The 17,494-nt window shown below is 40.7% G+C and carries 17 protein-coding genes, 15 tRNA genes and 1 rRNA gene; 26 read left to right on the forward strand and 7 right to left on the reverse strand.

The genetic code is table 11. The features are described from left to right. Window positions 1–133: 133 nt before the first annotated feature. The 16 genes from rrf (at window position 134) to J7I90_RS24105 (ending at window position 1,671) form a co-directional block, all read left to right on the forward strand. Window positions 134–249 (forward strand): 5S ribosomal RNA (gene rrf, locus J7I90_RS24030). A 9-nt stretch (window positions 250–258) separates the two neighbouring features. Continuing rightward, window positions 259–333 (forward strand) — tRNA-Asn (locus J7I90_RS24035). A 5-nt stretch (window positions 334–338) separates the two neighbouring features. Further along, window positions 339–430 (forward strand) — tRNA-Ser (locus J7I90_RS24040). Between the two features lie 9 nt (window positions 431–439). Continuing rightward, window positions 440–514, forward strand: a tRNA-Glu gene (locus J7I90_RS24045). 15 nt (window positions 515–529) lie between these two features. Further along, window positions 530–605 (forward strand) — tRNA-Val (locus J7I90_RS24050). A 103-nt stretch (window positions 606–708) separates the two neighbouring features. Beyond that, window positions 709–782 (forward strand) — tRNA-Met (locus tag J7I90_RS24055). Window positions 783–787: 5 nt separating this feature from the next. Continuing rightward, window positions 788–863, forward strand: a tRNA-Asp gene (locus J7I90_RS24060). A 12-nt stretch (window positions 864–875) separates the two neighbouring features. Continuing rightward, window positions 876–951 (forward strand) — tRNA-Phe (locus J7I90_RS24065). A 7-nt stretch (window positions 952–958) separates the two neighbouring features. Beyond that, window positions 959–1,034, forward strand: a tRNA-Thr gene (locus J7I90_RS24070). A 16-nt stretch (window positions 1,035–1,050) separates the two neighbouring features. Beyond that, window positions 1,051–1,134: transfer RNA gene (locus tag J7I90_RS24075), tRNA-Tyr, on the forward strand. Between the two features lie 10 nt (window positions 1,135–1,144). Further along, window positions 1,145–1,218: transfer RNA gene (locus J7I90_RS24080), tRNA-Trp, on the forward strand. A gap of 17 nt (window positions 1,219–1,235) precedes the next feature. After that, window positions 1,236–1,311: transfer RNA gene (locus J7I90_RS24085), tRNA-His, on the forward strand. Window positions 1,312–1,346: 35 nt separating this feature from the next. After that, window positions 1,347–1,421: transfer RNA gene (locus tag J7I90_RS24090), tRNA-Gln, on the forward strand. A 3-nt stretch (window positions 1,422–1,424) separates the two neighbouring features. After that, a tRNA-Gly gene (locus tag J7I90_RS24095) sits at window positions 1,425–1,499 on the forward strand. Window positions 1,500–1,508: 9 nt separating this feature from the next. After that, window positions 1,509–1,582, forward strand: a tRNA-Cys gene (locus J7I90_RS24100). A gap of 8 nt (window positions 1,583–1,590) precedes the next feature. Next, a tRNA-Leu gene (locus J7I90_RS24105) sits at window positions 1,591–1,671 on the forward strand. Between the two features lie 347 nt (window positions 1,672–2,018). Here J7I90_RS24105 and J7I90_RS24110 read toward each other — a convergent pair. Both J7I90_RS24110 and J7I90_RS24115 read right to left on the reverse strand, forming a co-directional pair. Next, complete coding sequence (locus J7I90_RS24110; protein WP_214774123.1) at window positions 2,019–2,309, reverse strand: hypothetical protein; 291 nt, start codon at window positions 2,307–2,309, stop codon at window positions 2,019–2,021. A gap of 382 nt (window positions 2,310–2,691) precedes the next feature. Continuing rightward, window positions 2,692–2,898: a hypothetical protein gene (locus tag J7I90_RS24115; RefSeq protein ID WP_133352275.1), complete on the reverse strand. Its 207-nt coding sequence runs from the start codon at window positions 2,896–2,898 to the stop codon at window positions 2,692–2,694. A 471-nt stretch (window positions 2,899–3,369) separates the two neighbouring features. Here J7I90_RS24115 and glsA point away from each other — a divergent pair, with 471 nt between their 5' ends. Next, window positions 3,370–4,311, forward strand: a complete 942-nt coding sequence (gene glsA / locus J7I90_RS24120) for a glutaminase A (RefSeq protein WP_214774143.1) — start codon at window positions 3,370–3,372, stop codon at window positions 4,309–4,311. 125 nt (window positions 4,312–4,436) lie between these two features. Here glsA and J7I90_RS24125 read toward each other — a convergent pair whose 3' ends face one another. Together J7I90_RS24125 and J7I90_RS24130 are read right to left on the reverse strand one after the other, a co-directional pair. Further along, complete coding sequence (locus J7I90_RS24125; RefSeq protein WP_053533812.1) at window positions 4,437–4,631, reverse strand: hypothetical protein; 195 nt, start codon at window positions 4,629–4,631, stop codon at window positions 4,437–4,439. Between the two features lie 49 nt (window positions 4,632–4,680). Continuing rightward, entirely contained in the window at window positions 4,681–5,139 is a 459-nt protein-coding gene (locus J7I90_RS24130; RefSeq protein ID WP_214774145.1) for a tyrosine-type recombinase/integrase, read from the reverse strand. A 359-nt stretch (window positions 5,140–5,498) separates the two neighbouring features. On the opposite strand from J7I90_RS24130, the gene J7I90_RS24135 reads away from it, so the two are divergent. The 4 genes from J7I90_RS24135 (at window position 5,499) to J7I90_RS24150 (ending at window position 8,477) form a co-directional block, all read left to right on the forward strand. Further along, complete coding sequence (locus J7I90_RS24135; RefSeq protein ID WP_214774126.1) at window positions 5,499–5,825, forward strand: hypothetical protein; 327 nt, start codon at window positions 5,499–5,501, stop codon at window positions 5,823–5,825. Window positions 5,826–6,166: 341 nt separating this feature from the next. Next, window positions 6,167–6,874, forward strand: a complete 708-nt coding sequence (locus J7I90_RS24140) for a sigma-70 family RNA polymerase sigma factor (protein WP_214774128.1) — start codon at window positions 6,167–6,169, stop codon at window positions 6,872–6,874. A 30-nt stretch (window positions 6,875–6,904) separates the two neighbouring features. Next, window positions 6,905–7,489, forward strand: coding sequence for an ATP-dependent Clp endopeptidase proteolytic subunit ClpP (gene clpP / locus J7I90_RS24145; protein WP_034305312.1), 585 nt, complete (start codon window positions 6,905–6,907; stop codon window positions 7,487–7,489). Between the two features lie 400 nt (window positions 7,490–7,889). Further along, window positions 7,890–8,477, forward strand: coding sequence for a DUF6241 domain-containing protein (locus tag J7I90_RS24150; RefSeq protein ID WP_214774130.1), 588 nt, complete (start codon window positions 7,890–7,892; stop codon window positions 8,475–8,477). 148 nt (window positions 8,478–8,625) lie between these two features. On the opposite strand, the gene J7I90_RS24155 is transcribed toward J7I90_RS24150, so the two are convergent. Further along, window positions 8,626–9,519, reverse strand: coding sequence for a TauD/TfdA dioxygenase family protein (locus J7I90_RS24155; RefSeq protein ID WP_048684230.1), 894 nt, complete (start codon window positions 9,517–9,519; stop codon window positions 8,626–8,628). 29 nt (window positions 9,520–9,548) lie between these two features. Next, on the reverse strand, window positions 9,549–10,538 hold the full coding sequence (locus J7I90_RS24160; protein ID WP_214774132.1) for an aliphatic sulfonate ABC transporter substrate-binding protein: 990 nt from the start codon (window positions 10,536–10,538) through the stop codon (window positions 9,549–9,551). A 378-nt stretch (window positions 10,539–10,916) separates the two neighbouring features. Between J7I90_RS24160 and J7I90_RS24165 the strand changes: the two genes are divergently transcribed. Then, window positions 10,917–11,684: an ABC transporter ATP-binding protein gene (locus J7I90_RS24165; RefSeq protein ID WP_214774135.1), complete on the forward strand. Its 768-nt coding sequence runs from the start codon at window positions 10,917–10,919 to the stop codon at window positions 11,682–11,684. 32 nt (window positions 11,685–11,716) lie between these two features. Further along, window positions 11,717–12,544, forward strand: a complete 828-nt coding sequence (locus J7I90_RS24170; RefSeq protein ID WP_396020455.1) for an ABC transporter permease — start codon at window positions 11,717–11,719, stop codon at window positions 12,542–12,544. A 61-nt stretch (window positions 12,545–12,605) separates the two neighbouring features. On the opposite strand, the gene J7I90_RS24175 is transcribed toward J7I90_RS24170, so the two are convergent. Continuing rightward, entirely contained in the window at window positions 12,606–13,481 is an 876-nt protein-coding gene (locus tag J7I90_RS24175) for an ATP-binding protein (protein ID WP_214774136.1), read from the reverse strand. A gap of 895 nt (window positions 13,482–14,376) precedes the next feature. Here J7I90_RS24175 and J7I90_RS24180 point away from each other — a divergent pair. The 3 genes from J7I90_RS24180 (at window position 14,377) to J7I90_RS24190 (ending at window position 17,379) form a co-directional block, all read left to right on the forward strand. Beyond that, complete coding sequence (locus J7I90_RS24180; protein ID WP_396020454.1) at window positions 14,377–15,306, forward strand: glycerophosphodiester phosphodiesterase; 930 nt, start codon at window positions 14,377–14,379, stop codon at window positions 15,304–15,306. 155 nt (window positions 15,307–15,461) lie between these two features. Beyond that, window positions 15,462–16,601, forward strand: coding sequence for a zinc-dependent alcohol dehydrogenase (locus J7I90_RS24185; protein ID WP_214774138.1), 1,140 nt, complete (start codon window positions 15,462–15,464; stop codon window positions 16,599–16,601). Between the two features lie 325 nt (window positions 16,602–16,926). Then, window positions 16,927–17,379, forward strand: coding sequence for a hypothetical protein (locus J7I90_RS24190; RefSeq protein WP_214774141.1), 453 nt, complete (start codon window positions 16,927–16,929; stop codon window positions 17,377–17,379). Window positions 17,380–17,494: the final 115 nt, after the last annotated feature.

Here is a 17,494-nt window from a genome sequence, read left to right on the forward strand (position 1 = left end):
GAAGACTTTACCAACGCTTTTTAAAAAATGAAATACCTTCTTATTATCTAGTTTTGAAGGAATGAAAATTTCTTCTTGCATTTTCTCAAAAAGACGTTATAATAATATATGTCTTGAAAAAATGTTAACATTGTTTGGTGACGATAGCGAAGAGGTCACACCCGTTCCCATTCCGAACACGGCAGTTAAGCTCTTCAGCGCCGATGGTAGTTGGGGGTTTCCCCCTGTGAGAGTAGGACGTCGCCAAGCTTATATTGTTCCGCAGTAGCTCAGTGGTAGAGCATTCGGCTGTTAACCGAACGGTCGTAGGTTCGAGTCCTACCTGCGGAGCCATTATTGGAGAGCTGTCCGAGTGGCCGAAGGAGCACGATTGGAAATCGTGTAGACGGGTAACCCTGTCTCAAGGGTTCAAATCCCTTGCTCTCCGCCATTTATACCTGGCCCGTTGGTCAAGCGGTTAAGACACCGCCCTTTCACGGCGGTAACACGGGTTCGAATCCCGTACGGGTCACCATTTAGACAACATATTGGAGGATTAGCTCAGCTGGGAGAGCATCTGCCTTACAAGCAGAGGGTCGGCGGTTCGATCCCGTCATCCTCCACCATTTTTCAATAAGATCAGGTTGTTTCTGCATAAAGGATTGATTAATCAGACCATTGAAACGCTTAACACGAAAACTTGATGTATAATAGCAACATTATTACCGTCGCGGGGTGGAGCAGTCCGGTAGCTCGTCGGGCTCATAACCCGAAGGTCGCAGGTTCAAATCCTGTCCCCGCAATCTATGGTCCCGTGGTGTAGCGGTTAACATGCCTGCCTGTCACGCAGGAGATCGCGGGTTCGATTCCCGTCGGGACCGCCATTTTTATTGTTTGGCTCAGTAGCTCAGTCGGTAGAGCAAAGGACTGAAAATCCTTGTGTCGGCGGTTCGATTCCGTCCTGAGCCACCATAGTAGTGCCGGTGTAGCTCAACTGGTAGAGCAACTGACTTGTAATCAGTAGGTTGGGGGTTCAAGTCCTCTTGCCGGCACCATGTTTCATCCATATGCGGAGGGGTAGCGAAGTGGCTAAACGCGGCGGACTGTAAATCCGCTCCTTCGGGTTCGGCAGTTCGAATCTGCCCCCCTCCACCATTTTTATTACAGGGGTATAGTTTAAAGGTAGAACAGAGGTCTCCAAAACCTCCAGTGTGGGTTCGAGTCCTACTACCCCTGCCAATTTAAATTCTATAATGGCGATTGTGGCGAAGTGGTTAACGCACCTGATTGTGGTTCAGGCATTCGTGGGTTCGATTCCCATCAGTCGCCCCATTTTAAAAAATATGATATAATGATTACAACGTTAATGGGCTATAGCCAAGCGGTAAGGCAACGGATTTTGATTCCGTCATGCGAAGGTTCGATCCCTTCTAGCCCAGCCATATGCGAAAGTAGTTCAGTGGTAGAATACAACCTTGCCAAGGTTGGGGTCGCGGGTTCGAATCCCGTCTTTCGCTCCAAAAAACGTTGGCGGCATAGCCAAGCGGTAAGGCAGAGGTCTGCAAAACCTTTACCACCGGTTCGATTCCGGTTGCCGCCTCCAACATACATGCCGGTGTGGCGGAATTGGCAGACGCGCACGACTCAAAATCGTGTTCCTCTGGAGTGCCGGTTCGACCCCGGCCACCGGTATCACGAATAGCGAAGGATCGCTATTACAAAAAGCTTCACACTTAATTGTGTGAAGCTTTTTTATGTTCATGACACAACAAAAAATGTACAAGTAATGTGGGGGATTATGCAATGATTGTTTATCACTCAAGAATGAAGAAGAAGTGAAACGAAGGAGCAAACAAACATCATGGAAGTGATTAAAGGTATTAGGATATCATGTGAACACTGAGGCAGACGCCTATTGCTTACAAAACGATACATGAATTCTCCATTAAGGAGCACGTTTGTAACTACGATTAAAAATAAAAACGAATGGGTCAAAGAGTATTAACTCTACCATTCGTTTCGTAAAATTTGTAAATGATTTAGATTTCAATATTCATAGTATTCAAGTCTGCTTCCGTATAGCCAGAAGCGGATAGTGCGATTTCAATTTTTTCAGCAGCCTTATAATCAAATAATTTGAATTTAGACATTAATGCGAAAGCATTTTGATTTTCGATCGCCAAGGCAACAGCCTCCACGTCTTGCAGTAACTTCAGGTCTTCAATGTAGAATTGGGCGGTTCTCATCGCTAAATACTCATTCATTGTAGTCGAACTGTAGAAAAGCCTTGTTAAAGTGGCGATTGCGTTAGGAACGAAAATCTTATTCATAATTACCCCTCCACTATTCATAATATTCTGTCACCCGAGTCACTTTTAGTATGAGTCACTCTAAAAATGTTGTCAATCTTTATCTTTTGAGCATTTTTACTCACCAGTTGAAAGTGGGTATATATTCAAATTGAGTAATAGAATACCTGAGATTTTCCAAAGACAAAATCATTGCACCGAAGCGCACGAAGTAGGCGAAAGAATGAAGTTTGTTTACGAAACGAACTAAATTATATATAACATGTTCATTCAGGCTCGATCTTAACCAGTTTGATTATATACTTCATCCATTTACTTTATTCTACAAAAGGGGCCATTTTTTTATAAATTCTTTCAATGATGAATTCGTTCTGTGTTCGAAATTTTAAAAGGGCATAGATCCTTATAAACTGTAAAGAAGGCGGGCTTCCACATTACGCAACTCTCCAGATGAAACACTATCAGCCACAATTATTTGCATGGTTCTCGTAGTTGTCATTCGTTTGTCTGGATGCTTCATTTGTAGCTGCTGTTGTATCGCTCGGAAAAGTTCATTATTTTCTGGACGGTTTGCGTTATAGATTTCTTGTAAACTTTTTGATTTTTCCATGACTTTTCCTACTTTCCATCAAGTATGAATACATATAAAAGCTTATGATAATATTCTTATGGTCTATATTTCCGTCTAATCGCTTCTAATTCCTTCTTTTTTCAATTAAATCTTTAAAGAACAGAGAAGTTGCTCCTGATTTTTTACAAGGCATTAGCTCACCTGTCTTACAGTTGACCTTTGTTATATATGTTGTTGTTTTCCTTAGTCTTTAAAAAGCAACCTGTGCATTAAACAGGGGGGAGGTATATCAGGATCTTATAAAGGGTGAATTAAAATCAGTAAATAATAAATGGAGGAGCATTTAAAAATTTCTTTAAAGAATCATTATTTAAGAAATCCAAGACCAGGAAAGTAGCCGCTTTGCAGTTTTTTAAATAATATCGGTGGAATATGGCAATAAATAAAAAAACACTATGTAGGAACACTTCACAAAACATATTTTCTAAGGGGCGGAAAATTGTGAACAATATGGGATGTCAATGCAGGTCCAATGACGAATTACAGCAACTGGTTGATGAGGCAAAAAAATATACGGGTAACGGGACAGTGGCAGACTATATACCGGCTCTTGAAAAGGCGAATCCTGGGGATTTATCTGTTGCTATTTACTATCCTGACGGGAAAGGATATTGTGCGGGTGATGTAAGCGGTAAAATGACCCTGCAAAGCATATCAAAAGTTTTGACACTTGCACTTGTGTTAATGGAAAAAGGGGAGGATTATGTCTTTTCCTATGTAGGAAAAGAACCCACTGGCGATCCTTTTAATTCGATTGCCAAGCTAGAGACAAACAAGCCATCCAAACCGTTAAACCCCATGATCAATGCAGGAGCATTGACTGTGACCCACATGATTGCAGGTAACAGTGTAACCGAGCGATTTGAACGTGTTTTACATTTTATCCGGGAGTTGACGCAAAATCCGAATATCGGCTTTAATGAAGAAGTTGCCCGGTCAGAATATAATACAGCAGACTTGAATAGGTCGTTAAGCTATTTTTTAAAGCAGCATCATGTAATAAATGAGGATGTGGAGGATTTAATCGAATTGTATTCGAAGCAGTGTGCCATTGAAATGGACAGTCAGGATTTAGCGAGGATAGGCTGTGTGCTGGCCATGAATGGGAAAGATTTGCTGACGGGAAGGCAAATCATCCCCGGGGATATTGCCCGTATTTGCAAGACATTCATGGTTACCTGCGGCATGTATAACGCATCAGGTGAATTTGCCATTAATGTTGGCATACCGGCTAAAAGCGGTGTGTCAGGGGGAATCATGGGGGCCGTCCCCGGAAAATGCGGGATTGGAATTTATGGTGCAGCGCTGGATGAGAAGGGGAACAGCGTTGCCGGGATAAAAATCTTGGAAATGATGGCGAAAAAGTATTCCTTAAGTATGTTTAATTTGTAGACATTGAAACCAGTACCGTCAGTCGGATGTTAAATGAGTGCAGTGTAAAGCCTTAAGGAAACAAATCATTTACTTTCAAGGCAAAAAAAGACCTCTGCACATAAGGGCAAGGTCTTAGGACTATTTCATAACAAGTTGGAGAAAAGAGATACTTTTTTATATAAAGCATTTACCTCTTTATTTCGGTGTTCCCCTATTTCATTTTTTAGCTGCCCTTCCATATCGGTCATCAGATCAGCTAACTTCAATGCCTTTTGTCTGTCGGAAATATTGCTGCGAATGATAGATTCATATTTTGCATTGTATTCAGTCAATGACATTTCTTCGGTCCTCCCATAGTGTAAAGTCATATAAGCTTTCCTCTATTCCTTAACCATTCACCCCAATGTACTTAAGTGTAATTACAGGGTGTGAATGGTTAAGGATCATTTGTAACTCAGCGAGGTTCTTACTTCGTTTATAGTGCCAGTACCCGAATGTTTTCCGCATGGTATGTGTACCGATGCCCTCGATGTCCACCATGTCCGCTGCTTTATTAAGCTGTCTGTAAGCTTGGATCTTACTTATCGGCTTATCGCCCTTGCGTGAGGGGAATAGCCATTCACCATCAATGGTGGCTATATAGGCAGCCAATTCATTACATATAGTATTAAGCTGTATCATTCTTGGCTTTTTTGTTTTCCCTTCCTTGATGATGACCTCCATCTTGCCTTCAATGTCCTTTATCTTCAGCGATAATAGATCAGTCACCCGTAAGCCGGTATTGATGCCTAACAAGAACAATATGTAGTCTCTCTCGCTGCAATGTCTTTTCAATGACCATTTCATATCATCTAATTTTTCCGATGATCTGATTGGTTGAACGTCTATTAAATGTTCTTTTGGCAAAAGTGATCACCCTTAATTCACGCCAATGGAATCAGTATTTTGAATGTATACTTTTAAGAGTAACACTGAAAAAGGAGGGAAGTCAATTTGAGGGGTATATTGATATTTTTGGGGCTGTCCATTTTATAAAGGGTTCGGAGTATTTTAAGTTATTTATTGGATAATAATCGTTAAAAACTTCTGGGACTTGATATAATAAAAATAGTAATATTTTTCTAAACTAGTGTTTTTGATGGGATATTTATATAGATGAATTCATTCTGAATTTAATATGCTTTAGCAGGATTGGGGAAACCACCATGAAGAGAGATTTGGCTATTTTGAAAAAATTACTGCCTATGCTGTCAAGGTTGATTACCATGGCAATTATGGTTTTGGTTTTTTACTGCATGTTCATGTTCGCAGACCTGGATAATGAAAAGTCAGACAGCGGGCGTCATAACGTGCGGTCGGTGAATTTTGAAGAGATGAGCGATCAAGAGTCTGAAGAAAAGCCAGCAGGTTCTATGGTGAACTATTGTAAAGAAAGCGCTAATGAGAGTCGCTCCTCCAGTTGGTTTGGTATGGAAGTAAACGAAATGGAACCTAGCGAATACACGGTCGAATGCATTGAACATTTGGAATAGCAGTAGAGTTCTCCTATGGGATCGAATTCAGGATTCACACCAAGGACATTAGGTACGTCACATCCAAGCGTCTGGCTGGCTTAATGGAATGGAGCAGAATAATAAATGTTTTGGAAAATAAGGTCTGCACTGAAATGATTGGTGACGAACAGGGTACACAGCGGTGGAGGTATATATTAACCTGTTTGGATCTTAACCAAACAGGTTTTTAGTATGAAAGGAAATCCAATGGAAAAAATGGAATAGAATATAATGAGGCATGAAGGAAAATTTTTCACCCCCATATCTTTTTCTCTTTCTGAAACGTTTAGAGGATAGAGGGTGTTGAAGGAGTGAGAAAAATGATAAATAAGTTGAGGGAAGATATTTCTGAAGAAAAGGATAACGTTGCAATTTTGCGTGAAGTTTATCCTGAATTGAATCGGTTTTGCCGATTTCTGACCCAAAATAATTGGGATGGGGATGATTTGGCTCAGGAAACGATATTGAAGGCAATGCAGGGCTATGGGAAAAAAACGGTGATAACCAAAGCTTTATTGAAGACGATAGCCCGGCATTCCTGGATTGATACGATACGAAAAAGGAAAAAAGAATCTTTAGACAATCTGTTGGATGCCGAACAACTGGGGGCAGTTGGGGAAAATGTCTTTGAAACGGTTGAATATATAATAAAATCCCTTACCCCGAAACAAGCTGTAGTGTTCATATTAAAGGAAGGATTCCTCTACCGGTCAAAAGAAATCTCAGAATACTTGAACACCACGGAAACGGCTGTAAAGGCAATCCTGAACCGCGTGAAGAAGCGTTTTGAGAATGACGTTGAAGATCGCAGGTTGACTTGCGTGGAAGATTGGCAGGATGAGGAGGAACAGCGGCTCATGTCGCTGATGACACAGGCTTTAAAAGCCCAAAATCCAGATATCCTCATTAGAAGCATCCCATCTTTCAAATCCCTGAACAGTGAGTCGATGATTCCTAAACTGATGAATCGTTCGAATCTTTCCAAATCAAGCTTCACTCCTTCAAACACACTCTCAATGGCTGCATAGCCAACATTATTGTTAGGAGGAAGAAGAGATATGACCACCATTCCATATGTAATTGAGCAATCCAGCAAAGGTGAGCGCTCGTACGATATTTATTCCAGACTTCTAAAAGACCGTATCATCATGATTGGGGAAGAGATCACCGATCATTTAGCCAATAGTGTGGTTGCCCAATTGTTATTCTTGGCAGCAGATGCACCTGACAAAGAAATTACCATCTTCATAAACAGTCCAGGGGGATCAACCAGTGCCGGTTTCGCCATTTATGATACGATGCAATATATTAAGCCTGATATCAGGACTGTATGTACGGGGATGGCCGCATCATTCGGTGCCATGCTTTTATTGGCGGGTACGAAAGGGAAAAGGTGCGCTTTGCCAAATAGTGAAATCATGCTTCATCAACCACTTGGTGGGGCGAGGGGGCAAGCAACGGAGATCGAAATTTCTGCCCGAAGGATTTTGAAGCTAAAGGATCATATCAATCAAATCATCTCCGAAAGGACCGGTCAGCCTATCGAAAAGGTGGCAAAGGACACAGATCGCGATTACTTCTTAAGTGCAAATGAAGCGAAGGATTACGGTATAATCGATGAAATAATCGTTCAGGACAATTAATTCTGATAAAGACGCCGGCTGTACGAAAACGAAAAGAAACTGCCGATTTTAGATTGGCAGTTTCTTTTTTACATTTATAAATTACTCCATCTATTTATCGACAAACCCCAGACCTTGTTCTTAATACTATTCCAATCCACTACCTTAACTACATCCTGCCCGATATTATCAATTTTTCATTGTCCACTGTTGCTGCATTATATGTGTCATCCAGTATGCAATAAGTGACGAATGAATCTTCTTGAAAAAATGGAATGTTGGGTAATTATCGATCTGAAACGACTGTAATTCTTATTGAAGGGATGAGAGGGTTGGACGTCTTCCTTTTTTTGGATAGTTATTCCATTCAATATGTTAAAATAAATATTATCTGACATTATCAATCTTGGAGGAAGTTTTTATGAAGAAAACGCAAAAGGTTTTACTTATTAGCGGTATCTCTGCTTTTGCATTATTCGGGTTGGGGGTTGCTTCCTTAAAAATCATGGAGAACTCCAATGAGTACGAAAAAGCTCAACTGGCAATGGAAGCCAGGGAAGCCAAGGAACAGATTGAAAGAGAAAGAGAAGATGAAAAAATCGAAGCCCAAAGGGAAGCGAAAGCGAAAGCTGCGGAACTTGAAGCGAAAACAGCGATATATGATGGGATTGAATTTGAAACAGGACTTGATGAAGGCTCAACTGAAACGGAAGTCATGGACGTCATGCATAAAATGACTCATCAAAAGGTTCGCTCGCAAGATAAACGGGGAGCTATACCGATGTCCCCTAAGATTATAGAAGAAGTTTATAAAATAGTGGATTCAAGTGATTTTCAGCATAGAGATAGATTGCTGTCCATCGCTGCCGCGTGGCGAGACTTTGATTTTAGCACGATCGTTCAGGACCATAACTTCTTTTGGGAAGACAAAGAAGGCACCGTTGGAAAAGCCCATGGAACATTAAGTCGGGCAGAAGAGGTTGAATTCATTGAAGTTAATTTTAAATGAGGGGAAAGTAATGATATGCCAAAGGGCGAGTTGGCAAAGTCTGCTCAATAAAGAAAACACTCAAACTTCCTGCAATAAGGCCGTTTGAATGTTTTCATTAGCTTATGGGGCATTCAAGTAATGGAAGCTTACCTTCGATACAGGAGTTTTATTTCTTAATAATTAGTCTGCTGGACTCGTTCTCCTTGTTTACGGGAACGTCTTTTCCTACTGTGACCCTGCGAACGACGCGGTGCTGGTCCCCGTAATCGGCAATAGCGTAATGCTGCGTGGCTAGGTTATCCCAAATGGCCACGTCGCCTTCACTCCATTGCCAACGCACTGTATTTTCTAAGCGCGTGACGTACGAATCGAAGATGCTTAATAATCTTTCGGATTCACTTGTTGTATAGCCTTCCACTCTACCAGCAAAGCCACCTAATAACAAATGCCTTTTTCCGGTTTCGGCGTGCACATGAACGACTGGGTGCCTTGTTTTATAAATGGTCGATTCGAATATATCACGATACTTCTTTTTAACCTCATCATCAATGTTTTCGGCTGGTTTGAATTGAGCATAATCATATTCATTTGTATGGATTGCCCATAGTCCGTCCGCTAATTTCTTCAATCCATCCGGCAGGTCCTCATATGCTTCATTCGTATTGGCCCAAACTGTATCTCCGCCGACATCAGGGATGGTTACCCCCCTTAAAACAGAATATTTAGGAACCTCTGGAACGAAAGTGACATCAGTGTGCCAATGGTTTGCTTTAGCACCGCGTTCAGAGTCAAGCTCGAAAATATAATTAGTATTGTCTTTGACGGGTACTGTAGGATGTGCATAAGGTTCACCCAATAGTTTGGCAAATGCTTCTTGGCTGGCATCGTCCAAATGATTTTGACCTTTGAAGAATATGACTTTATGGTCGTTTAACGCTTGTTTGATTTCATTGAAAATAGTTAAATCCAAGTCCCCGCTTAATTGCACTCCTTGAATTTCCGCTCCAATCCTTCCTGCTACCGGTACCACTTTCAATTGTTGTGTTTTAGTTTCCGTCATAATCAATCTCCTCCTGTAAGGTTAGTTTTTTATTTTTTAAAGGCTTCATCAATGTATTCATTGTTGATGTGATCTTTAAAATTAAATGATTTCTTGATATAGCCCACACCAGCTAAAGTATCGATGGATTCTTGTTGTGCTTTGATGGCATCTTCAGTAAAGAAGATATTTGGTTCTTCGGCCGTTATTATTGTCTTTACCGTGCTCACAGGCAACTTCGTTTCTTTGGAATAAATTTCAGATGCTTCATCTGGATTCTCAATTTGCCAATCGGCAGCTTTTTTATAAACCTTTAAATAGGCCTCGACAATTTCAGGATGCTCTTCGGCAAAGCCGTTACGTGCAATGATTGCACCTGGAGCTAATATTTTTCCTTTTACTTTAAGTGCGACAGCATTCCCTTTTTCAATATTATTAAGGTAATAGGGGTTCCATATCGCCCAGGCGTCCAATTGTTTCGTTTCAAAAGCCGCCTGAGCATCATCCGGTTGCAAATTGATGAGTTTAATATCATCAGTCGTTAAACCATGGGCTTTCAACGCCTTGATTAAATACACATGACCCGTTGTCCCCGAAGCAACACCGACCGTTTTTCCCTTTAAGTCTTCAATCTGCTTTATATTACCTTCCGCTTGAGCCAGGATCCGGACAGATGACTCACCCCGGCCTGTTTGTGCAATCACTTCGAATGGAAGATTCTTATCAATGCCGGCAATCAGTGCACCATCCCCTAAAAAAGACAGGTCAACCCGATTGGAAGCAAGGGATTCCAAAAGCGGGGGACCACTCTGGAATTCACTCCATTCGATTTGGGCATCCAATTTAGAAAACTCTTCGTTGAACAATCCCTTTTCCTTTGCTATGACCAATGGCCCCATCTTGCCATTTAAGGCAATATGAACTTTCAGTGGAGCACTTTTCCCGGCAGCTTTGCCGTCATCGGAATTACAGCCCGACAATACAGCGATACTAATGATGGCAAGTAGTACTGCGGTTAGATGTTTACGATATTCCTTCATGAATTCCCTCCTTTTTTACAGTTATACACATCTGGATAGTCAGAATAATGACAAAAAGAGATTCAACGAAGAGTTTGCTTGGTTACTCTTCATTGAATCTCCGGTAGTCCAGTTGATTCACATGACCTTTATTAAATTGGCTCCAGTGTGAAGTGGGTTTGTGTATGAATGCATCTTAACAGCTGTTAGAATTATCTGTCAAATACTTTATTGATTAATCCGATAAAATAAATTGGTATTAGGTGTTGATTCTAAATAATCGATAAGTTAATATAAAATGAAATATTGAATCGACTAGTTAACTGGAGATTCAGCAAAGGGACAATATGTGCCTTATTGCTGGATCTCTATTTTTTTAATTGAGAAAGGGTGAGGGGATTGGTTGCGACGTTAGAAATTAATCAGGTAAGCAAAACATTTAAGAATGAAAATGAAAGTGTCCATGTTTTGGATCATTTAAATCTGACCGTCAACAATGGTGAGTTCGTTACCATCATTGGTCCAAGCGGCTGCGGGAAAAGCACATTATTAAAGTTGATTGCAGGACTTGATTCAGACTTTGATGGCACGATCATGGCAGGGGATCTTACGGTTAGCGGCCCTTCTAAAGACCGTGGTTTCATTTTTCAGGAGCATCGCTTATTTCCCTGGCTAAACGTGGAGAAGAATATTGCAGGTAACCTTCCATTAAAGAAACCGGACATACGAAGAAGGGTGGATGATTTGATTACACTTGTTAAACTAAAAGGGTTTGAAAAGGCGTATCCACGCCAATTATCCGGTGGAATGTCGCAGCGTGTTGCCATTGCCAGGGCCTTATTGCGTAATCCTGAAGTTTTATTGCTGGATGAGCCATTCGGTGCATTGGACGCATTCACGCGAACTCATCTTCAAGAGGCTTTACTGGAAATATGGGAGAGGAATAAGACAACGATGGTGCTTGTCACCCATGATATTGATGAATCCATCTTTTTATCGAAGAAGGTGGTCATCATGGATGCAAAGCCTGGACGGATTAAAGCTATCGTTCCGATTGATTTGCCATACCCAAGAACCCGAACAAGCAAAGCGTTCCAGGAATTCAGGTCCGTCATATTAACCCAACTTGAACATCATCCAGTAGAGGTGGAAGATTGGAGCATTTAATTGAATTTTTGAAAAAGGAAGGATGGATGGAAATTATGTCTACACAGACCGTTGCACAAAACAAGCACCTTGTCATAAGGGATACGACAAAACAATCCAAACTTGCCAAATCGGCATTGCGGGGTTCGGTCCTTCCCGTTGTCGTGTTGATTGCATGGCAAGCATTAGGTTCGGTTGGCATCCTGCCTGCCCAATTGTTCTCATCCCCTTTATTGATCGTCATGACGTTCATTGATCTCGTCCAGTCGGGGGAAATGGGCATGCATTTACAGATCAGTTTAATGCGGGCTTTTATTGGCTTTGCCCTAGGTGGGTTTTTAGGCTTATTGTTTGGAGTCATCGTTGGGATGCAAAAAAAATCCGAAGAGTATCTTAACCCAAGCATTCAAATGTTACGAACGGTTCCTTTACTCGCGATCACGCCTTTATTCATTATGTGGTTCGGGTTTGGTGAACTATCCAAAGTGCTGCTTATTGCTTTAGGTGCTTTTTTTCCACTATATCTACAAACTTTTTTGGGCCTTCGGAATGTGGATAAAAAACTCTACGATGTTGCCCTAATCTTGGAGTTTAGCCGTCGGGAACAAATAACGAAGCTCATGATTCCTGCAGCTTTGCCTAACATATTACTTGGTATCCGTTTAGCCTTAAGTGCGGCTTGGATGTGCCTGGTCGTCGCTGAATTGCTTGGTGCGGATAGAGGGGTGGGCTTCATGATCCAGGATGCCCGTTCATTCATGAAAACGGACGTCGTATTCGTAGGCATCATCATTTTTGCCCTCGCTGGTAAAATTTCAGACTCATTCGTCCGCTTCTTAGAAAATCATTTGCTGAAATGGCAAGATAGTTTTAAAGCCTAATTGAAAAAGGATGACCGCCCGGTGATGGGGGGGCATCCTTTTTCTTATTAGGTATGTATGTTTAATCTATTTCTTTATATAAGGGCAAATAAATGGTGAACGATGTTCCTTTGTTCACTTCGCTCTGTACCACGATTTTCCCTTTGTATTTTTGAACGATGGAATAACAAACGGTCAGACCGATACCGGTTCCCCTATCTTTAAGCGAGTAAAATGGGGTGCCGAGTATTTCAAGATGTTCTTTTGATAGGCCTATTCCTGTATCCGTTATTCGTATTTTTGCCATAGTGCGTTCCTGCTCTGTTTCCACCTTCATGAATCCGGGTTTGTTCATTGACTCAATTCCATTTTTCATGATATTGACCAGTATCTGTTTCAGCTCGATGGGATTCATGTTAATGTGCAGGTCGTCACGGAAATCGAGAAGAAATCCGATGTTGCGATTATTGGCAAAACTGGTTAATAGGTCGGAAATCTTTTGGATTTCATCATTTAAAGGAATGACCTGTACATTATCCGTTTGCGGTTTTGCTAAAGACAAATAGTCATTGATAATCACTTGTGTATATTCAAGTTCCGTAAGCATGGTCTGTACATAAAATTTTTCCGTTTCATTCAGTTCCTTCTCTTGATCTAATAGCTGGGCAAACCCTTTAACGACCGTAATCGGATTACGTATCTCATGTGCAATGGTGGCAGCTAGCTGTCCGACTGAGTTCAATTGCTTGGCCTGCTGTATTTCCTTATGAAATGCATTATTGGATTCCATCCTATTATTGGTTCCTATGAATACGAATACCAATATGATTTGTATAGCGATGAAATTAAGCATGTTGCCGAAACTATCCAAAGCGACATATTCATAAGTGTGTTGAAGATCCGTTTTTGAAATGATCAAGATGGAAGCGGGACCTAATATGATATTTAAAGTGGCCACAATATAAAACCCGATTTTATCAAAGAGAAAAATGGGAAACAAGGGTGCTATAGCAAATATGGCCAGCATGATGGAAGTATCTGGGAATATCCAAAATTTGCTATAAAAATAAACAGTAATTAAGAAAATGAATAGGGTTTTATAAAAATTGACTTCTGTTTTTAAGAAAAATAACAGAGAAATTATCATCCCCGATATTAAAATGACCTGTATTGTCATCTCGTAGGGATTATCTTTCCAACTTATAGGTGATACAGAAATCCCAACCAATAGTAAAAAGGATATCATTGCCATGAAAGCCTTCAGTATAAATCGGTTTTTATTTTGATAATATTGGTAATCTTTTAACATAATTCCCCTTAGTATTAATATTCTGTTTGCTTAATAGTAATATGATACTAGTTTTTTGTAAATCAGAAAAAGATAGATTTTGTCATTGATAACCTTTCTATCTATATTGTGGAAAGGAAAAGGATTTTGAGGAAAACATCTCCTTTCCAATATCTAGAGTTTATCGTAGATATGGGAGACTTACATTTTTTGAATAAGAAGCATGACTTGCATAAAAGCGGAGTAAGGAGTTAAGAAATGCGGGGGATTGGGAATATTTAGTTATGCTCATTTGGATGACCGTTGATTACCAGTATCCATATATAGCACATTTTTCATATGCGCTTTTTTTGGAAAAAGAGGCTTTTTGGAGGCTTCTTATCATTAATCAAACAATAAAGTTTCATTCAACTTTTTGGTTGGGTAGAACGAACTGCATGATTGCCCTGTTTTTGATAGGTTATTTTAACCATTTTAACTACTATATTATTTCTTTACATTATATTCGCTGTAGATTCACATTCCCCTTTTAAAATAATGGTAATAATGGGAGGGAGAGAGGGAAATGAGAACGAATCTAAAGAAATTCAGTTTTTGTATGATGAGTGCGGCCTTTATATTGCAGGCTACTTCAATGGGGGCCTCCGCTGCAAATGGAAATCATTCCAATTCATCTATTTATGAGAAGAAAATTGTGAATGTCGCACATAGGGGAGCTTCTGGTTATGCACCTGAACATACCATTCCGGCTTATCAAATGGGAGAACAAATGAAAGGCGACTACATAGAAATCGATCTTCAAATGACCAAGGATGGTAGATTGATAGCAATGCATGATGAAAAAGTGGATCGTACAACGAATGGTACTGGCCTTGTGAAGGATTTAACGCTGGCAGAAATCAAGAAACTGGACGCCGGTACTTGGTTCAATGAAAAATATCCACAATTGGCAAAAGAGGTATATGAAGGGTTAAAGGTTCCTACTCTTGAAGAAGTCTTTAAGAAGTTTGGAAAGAAGGCCAATTACTATATCGAAACAAAGTCCCCTGATGTGTATCCAGGTATGGAAGAAGAGCTTCTGCAGGTTCTGGCAGAATATAAAATGGTGGATTCGAAGGGCCGTACAAAGAATGTATTAATACAGTCATTCAGTAAAGAAAGCCTTATAAAGGTTCATGACTTGAATCCAAAGTTACCTCTTGTGCAACTTTTTTCTTACAAGACCCAAGCAACCATTTCCGATGAAGAATTGGAATCCATAAAGGAATATGCAGTTGGCGTTGGCCCGAACTTCAGTAAAGTTGACGGACAATATGTGAAGATGGTTCGAAACCATGACCTCCAATTCCATCCATATACAGTAAATGAAAGAGCCGATATGAAAAAGGCGCTTGAATGGGGTGCAACGGGGCTGTTTACGAATTATCCCGATGTGTTCAACGAGGTACTAAGTGAGTATAAGCACAATGATAATGGAAATAAAGTTACTAAATAAATGGTTTCAAATGTGAGTTCCGGTTTCCGGGGCTTTTTTTTGTCATCCAGGTGCAGCATAATGGGCGATTAATTCTTGGGGAAATTAGATGTCCATAGGCTTAGTGGTCTTTCGGACGGGTATATAAAATAAAAGAAAATTTTAGGAGGTTGATTATGAAGGCTGTAACTTTTCAAGGAGCAAAAGATATACAGGTAAAACAAGTTGAAGATCCGAAACTTCAGCAAAAGGATGATATCATCGTCCGAGTGACTTCAACAGCTATATGCGGGTCCGACCTCCATATATATCAGGGTGCTTTGCCGACGCATAAAGATTATGTCATTGGCCATGAACCGATGGGCATCGTCGAAGAAGTGGGTCCGGAAGTGACAAAGGTGAAGAAAGGGGAAAGGGTTGTCCTGCCTTTCAACATTTCTTGCGGGCACTGTTATTATTGTGAACATGATATGGAGAGTCAATGTGATAATTCCAACCCTAATGAAGCGGTGGATACAGGCGGGTACTTTGGTTTTACGGAACGATATGGGAACTATCCAGGCGGGCAGGCAGAATATTTAAGGGTACCATATGGAAACTTCATGCCGTTTGTCATCCCAGAGTCATGTGAACTAGAAGATGAGGCGCTATTGTTCATGTCCGATGTGCTGCCAACCGCATATTGGAGTGTAGAGAACGCTGGCGTCAAGAAAGATGATACGGTAGCGGTATTGGGCTGTGGGCCGATTGGCTTGATGGCTCAGAAGTTCGCTTGGATGAAAGGAGCAAAAAGGGTCATTTCCATCGACAATCTTCCTTATCGACTAAATAAGGCTAAACAGATGAATAAGGTGGAGGCATATAACTTCGATGAGTATAACGATATGGGCAGCTACATTAAGGAAATCACATCTGGCGGTGTCGATGTGGTCATAGATTGTGTGGGAATGGATGGCAAGAAATCGCCGCTTGAGGCCGTTGAGCAAAAGCTGAAACTTCAGGGTGGAACGTTAAGTGCGATCGAGATTGCACTTAACGCCGTACGTAAATTCGGCACGATTCAACTGACGGGCGTATATGGTTCGAAATATAATATGTTCCCATTAGGCAATATATTTGAGAGGAACATTAACCTGAAAATGGGACAAGCACCGGTCATTCACTACATGCCCAAACTTTTTGAAAAAATCACGGCTGGAGAGATCGACCCTACGGAAATCATATCCCATAAAGTCCCTCTCGAAAAAGCGAGTGAGGCTTATCGAATCTTTAACGATCACGAAGATGGATGTATTAAAGTGGTGCTAAAGCCATAATGTGAGCTACATAAAAAATCCAATGCCCCTGAGCTGCATTGGATTTTTTAGTTGAGTTCATAAATAGATCAAAGTGTATGGTGCATGATCGATAAACGTATAAATGACGCTTGATAAATGATCATCATACACGTGAACTGAGGAAATCGGGGTTACACTGTTTTTTTACTATGATGCCGTTTAAAGGGGATTCCGGGAAAGTGACGATTACCCTTCCGATGATGAAGGAGAGATGCAGTGCCAAGTGATATTGAATAAGGGTTTTTGGTAAGGGAATGGAGTATTTATATTATATAATGATAGTGACAAAAGGAGGATGTTTCAGATGGTATATAACTCGGCAGCAGAAATTTGTGAAGGGTTTGGTTATCCGCCCGTTCACGTTAAATTGACGATAGAGATCATCGATAAGAGATTGGGACCTGTAAAGGCAGAAGCAGAGATTGCCATCAAGCCTGTTAAGTCAAAGGGATATCTGGAAGTATTGGTGGAAGATTTGGAATCGGAGCATATCTTTGCTGATGAAAATGGCAGTATCTATGGCAGCTTCGGCATCGATCAAAGCATCCAGATATATGATGAAGTCCTGACTACCATTCCGTTCGAAGAAATAATGGGAAATGAAAATTGGAAAGAGACAGTTGAGGAATCCATCACGGCGGATAAACTAAAGGAACAACTGGGAAAATCCCTAAATGATTATCAATTCAGTGATTTGAGTGGGAAATATAAATTCAGGAAAAGATGTACGATAACAGAACTCCAATTCATAGATTAAACGAAAGGAGAAGGCGATATGCACATAACCCTGTCAAGTAGACAATAAAAAAAGAGTATTTTTTAAGCTGCGGCCTTTTCTCGATATTCAATTGGGGAAAGGCCGTTGAATTTCT

The organism is Bacillus sp. ISL-57 (assembly GCF_018613135.1).
In the GTDB taxonomy this organism is placed as follows: domain Bacteria; phylum Bacillota; class Bacilli; order Bacillales; family DSM-1321; genus Peribacillus; species Peribacillus frigoritolerans.

Bases quoted from the DNA above. Each gene is read 5' to 3' on its own strand.
- J7I90_RS24110 (WP_214774123.1), bottom strand. From the start codon at position 2,309: ATGAATAAGATTTTCGTTCCTAACGCAATCGCCACTTTAACAAGGCTT.
- J7I90_RS24115 (WP_133352275.1), bottom strand. From the start codon at position 2,898: ATGGAAAAATCAAAAAGTTTACAAGAAATCTATAACGCAAACCGTCCA.
- glsA (WP_214774143.1), top strand. From the start codon at position 3,370: ATGGGATGTCAATGCAGGTCCAATGACGAATTACAGCAACTGGTTGAT.
- J7I90_RS24125 (WP_053533812.1), bottom strand. From the start codon at position 4,631: ATGTCATTGACTGAATACAATGCAAAATATGAATCTATCATTCGCAGC.
- J7I90_RS24130 (WP_214774145.1), bottom strand. From the start codon at position 5,139: ATGAAATGGTCATTGAAAAGACATTGCAGCGAGAGAGACTACATATTG.
- J7I90_RS24135 (WP_214774126.1), top strand. From the start codon at position 5,499: ATGAAGAGAGATTTGGCTATTTTGAAAAAATTACTGCCTATGCTGTCA.
- J7I90_RS24140 (WP_214774128.1), top strand. From the start codon at position 6,167: ATGATAAATAAGTTGAGGGAAGATATTTCTGAAGAAAAGGATAACGTT.
- clpP (WP_034305312.1), top strand. From the start codon at position 6,905: ATGACCACCATTCCATATGTAATTGAGCAATCCAGCAAAGGTGAGCGC.
- J7I90_RS24150 (WP_214774130.1), top strand. From the start codon at position 7,890: ATGAAGAAAACGCAAAAGGTTTTACTTATTAGCGGTATCTCTGCTTTT.
- J7I90_RS24155 (WP_048684230.1), bottom strand. From the start codon at position 9,519: ATGACGGAAACTAAAACACAACAATTGAAAGTGGTACCGGTAGCAGGA.
- J7I90_RS24160 (WP_214774132.1), bottom strand. From the start codon at position 10,538: ATGAAGGAATATCGTAAACATCTAACCGCAGTACTACTTGCCATCATT.
- J7I90_RS24180 (WP_396020454.1), top strand. From the start codon at position 14,377: ATGAGAACGAATCTAAAGAAATTCAGTTTTTGTATGATGAGTGCGGCC.
- J7I90_RS24185 (WP_214774138.1), top strand. From the start codon at position 15,462: ATGAAGGCTGTAACTTTTCAAGGAGCAAAAGATATACAGGTAAAACAA.
- J7I90_RS24190 (WP_214774141.1), top strand. From the start codon at position 16,927: ATGGTATATAACTCGGCAGCAGAAATTTGTGAAGGGTTTGGTTATCCG.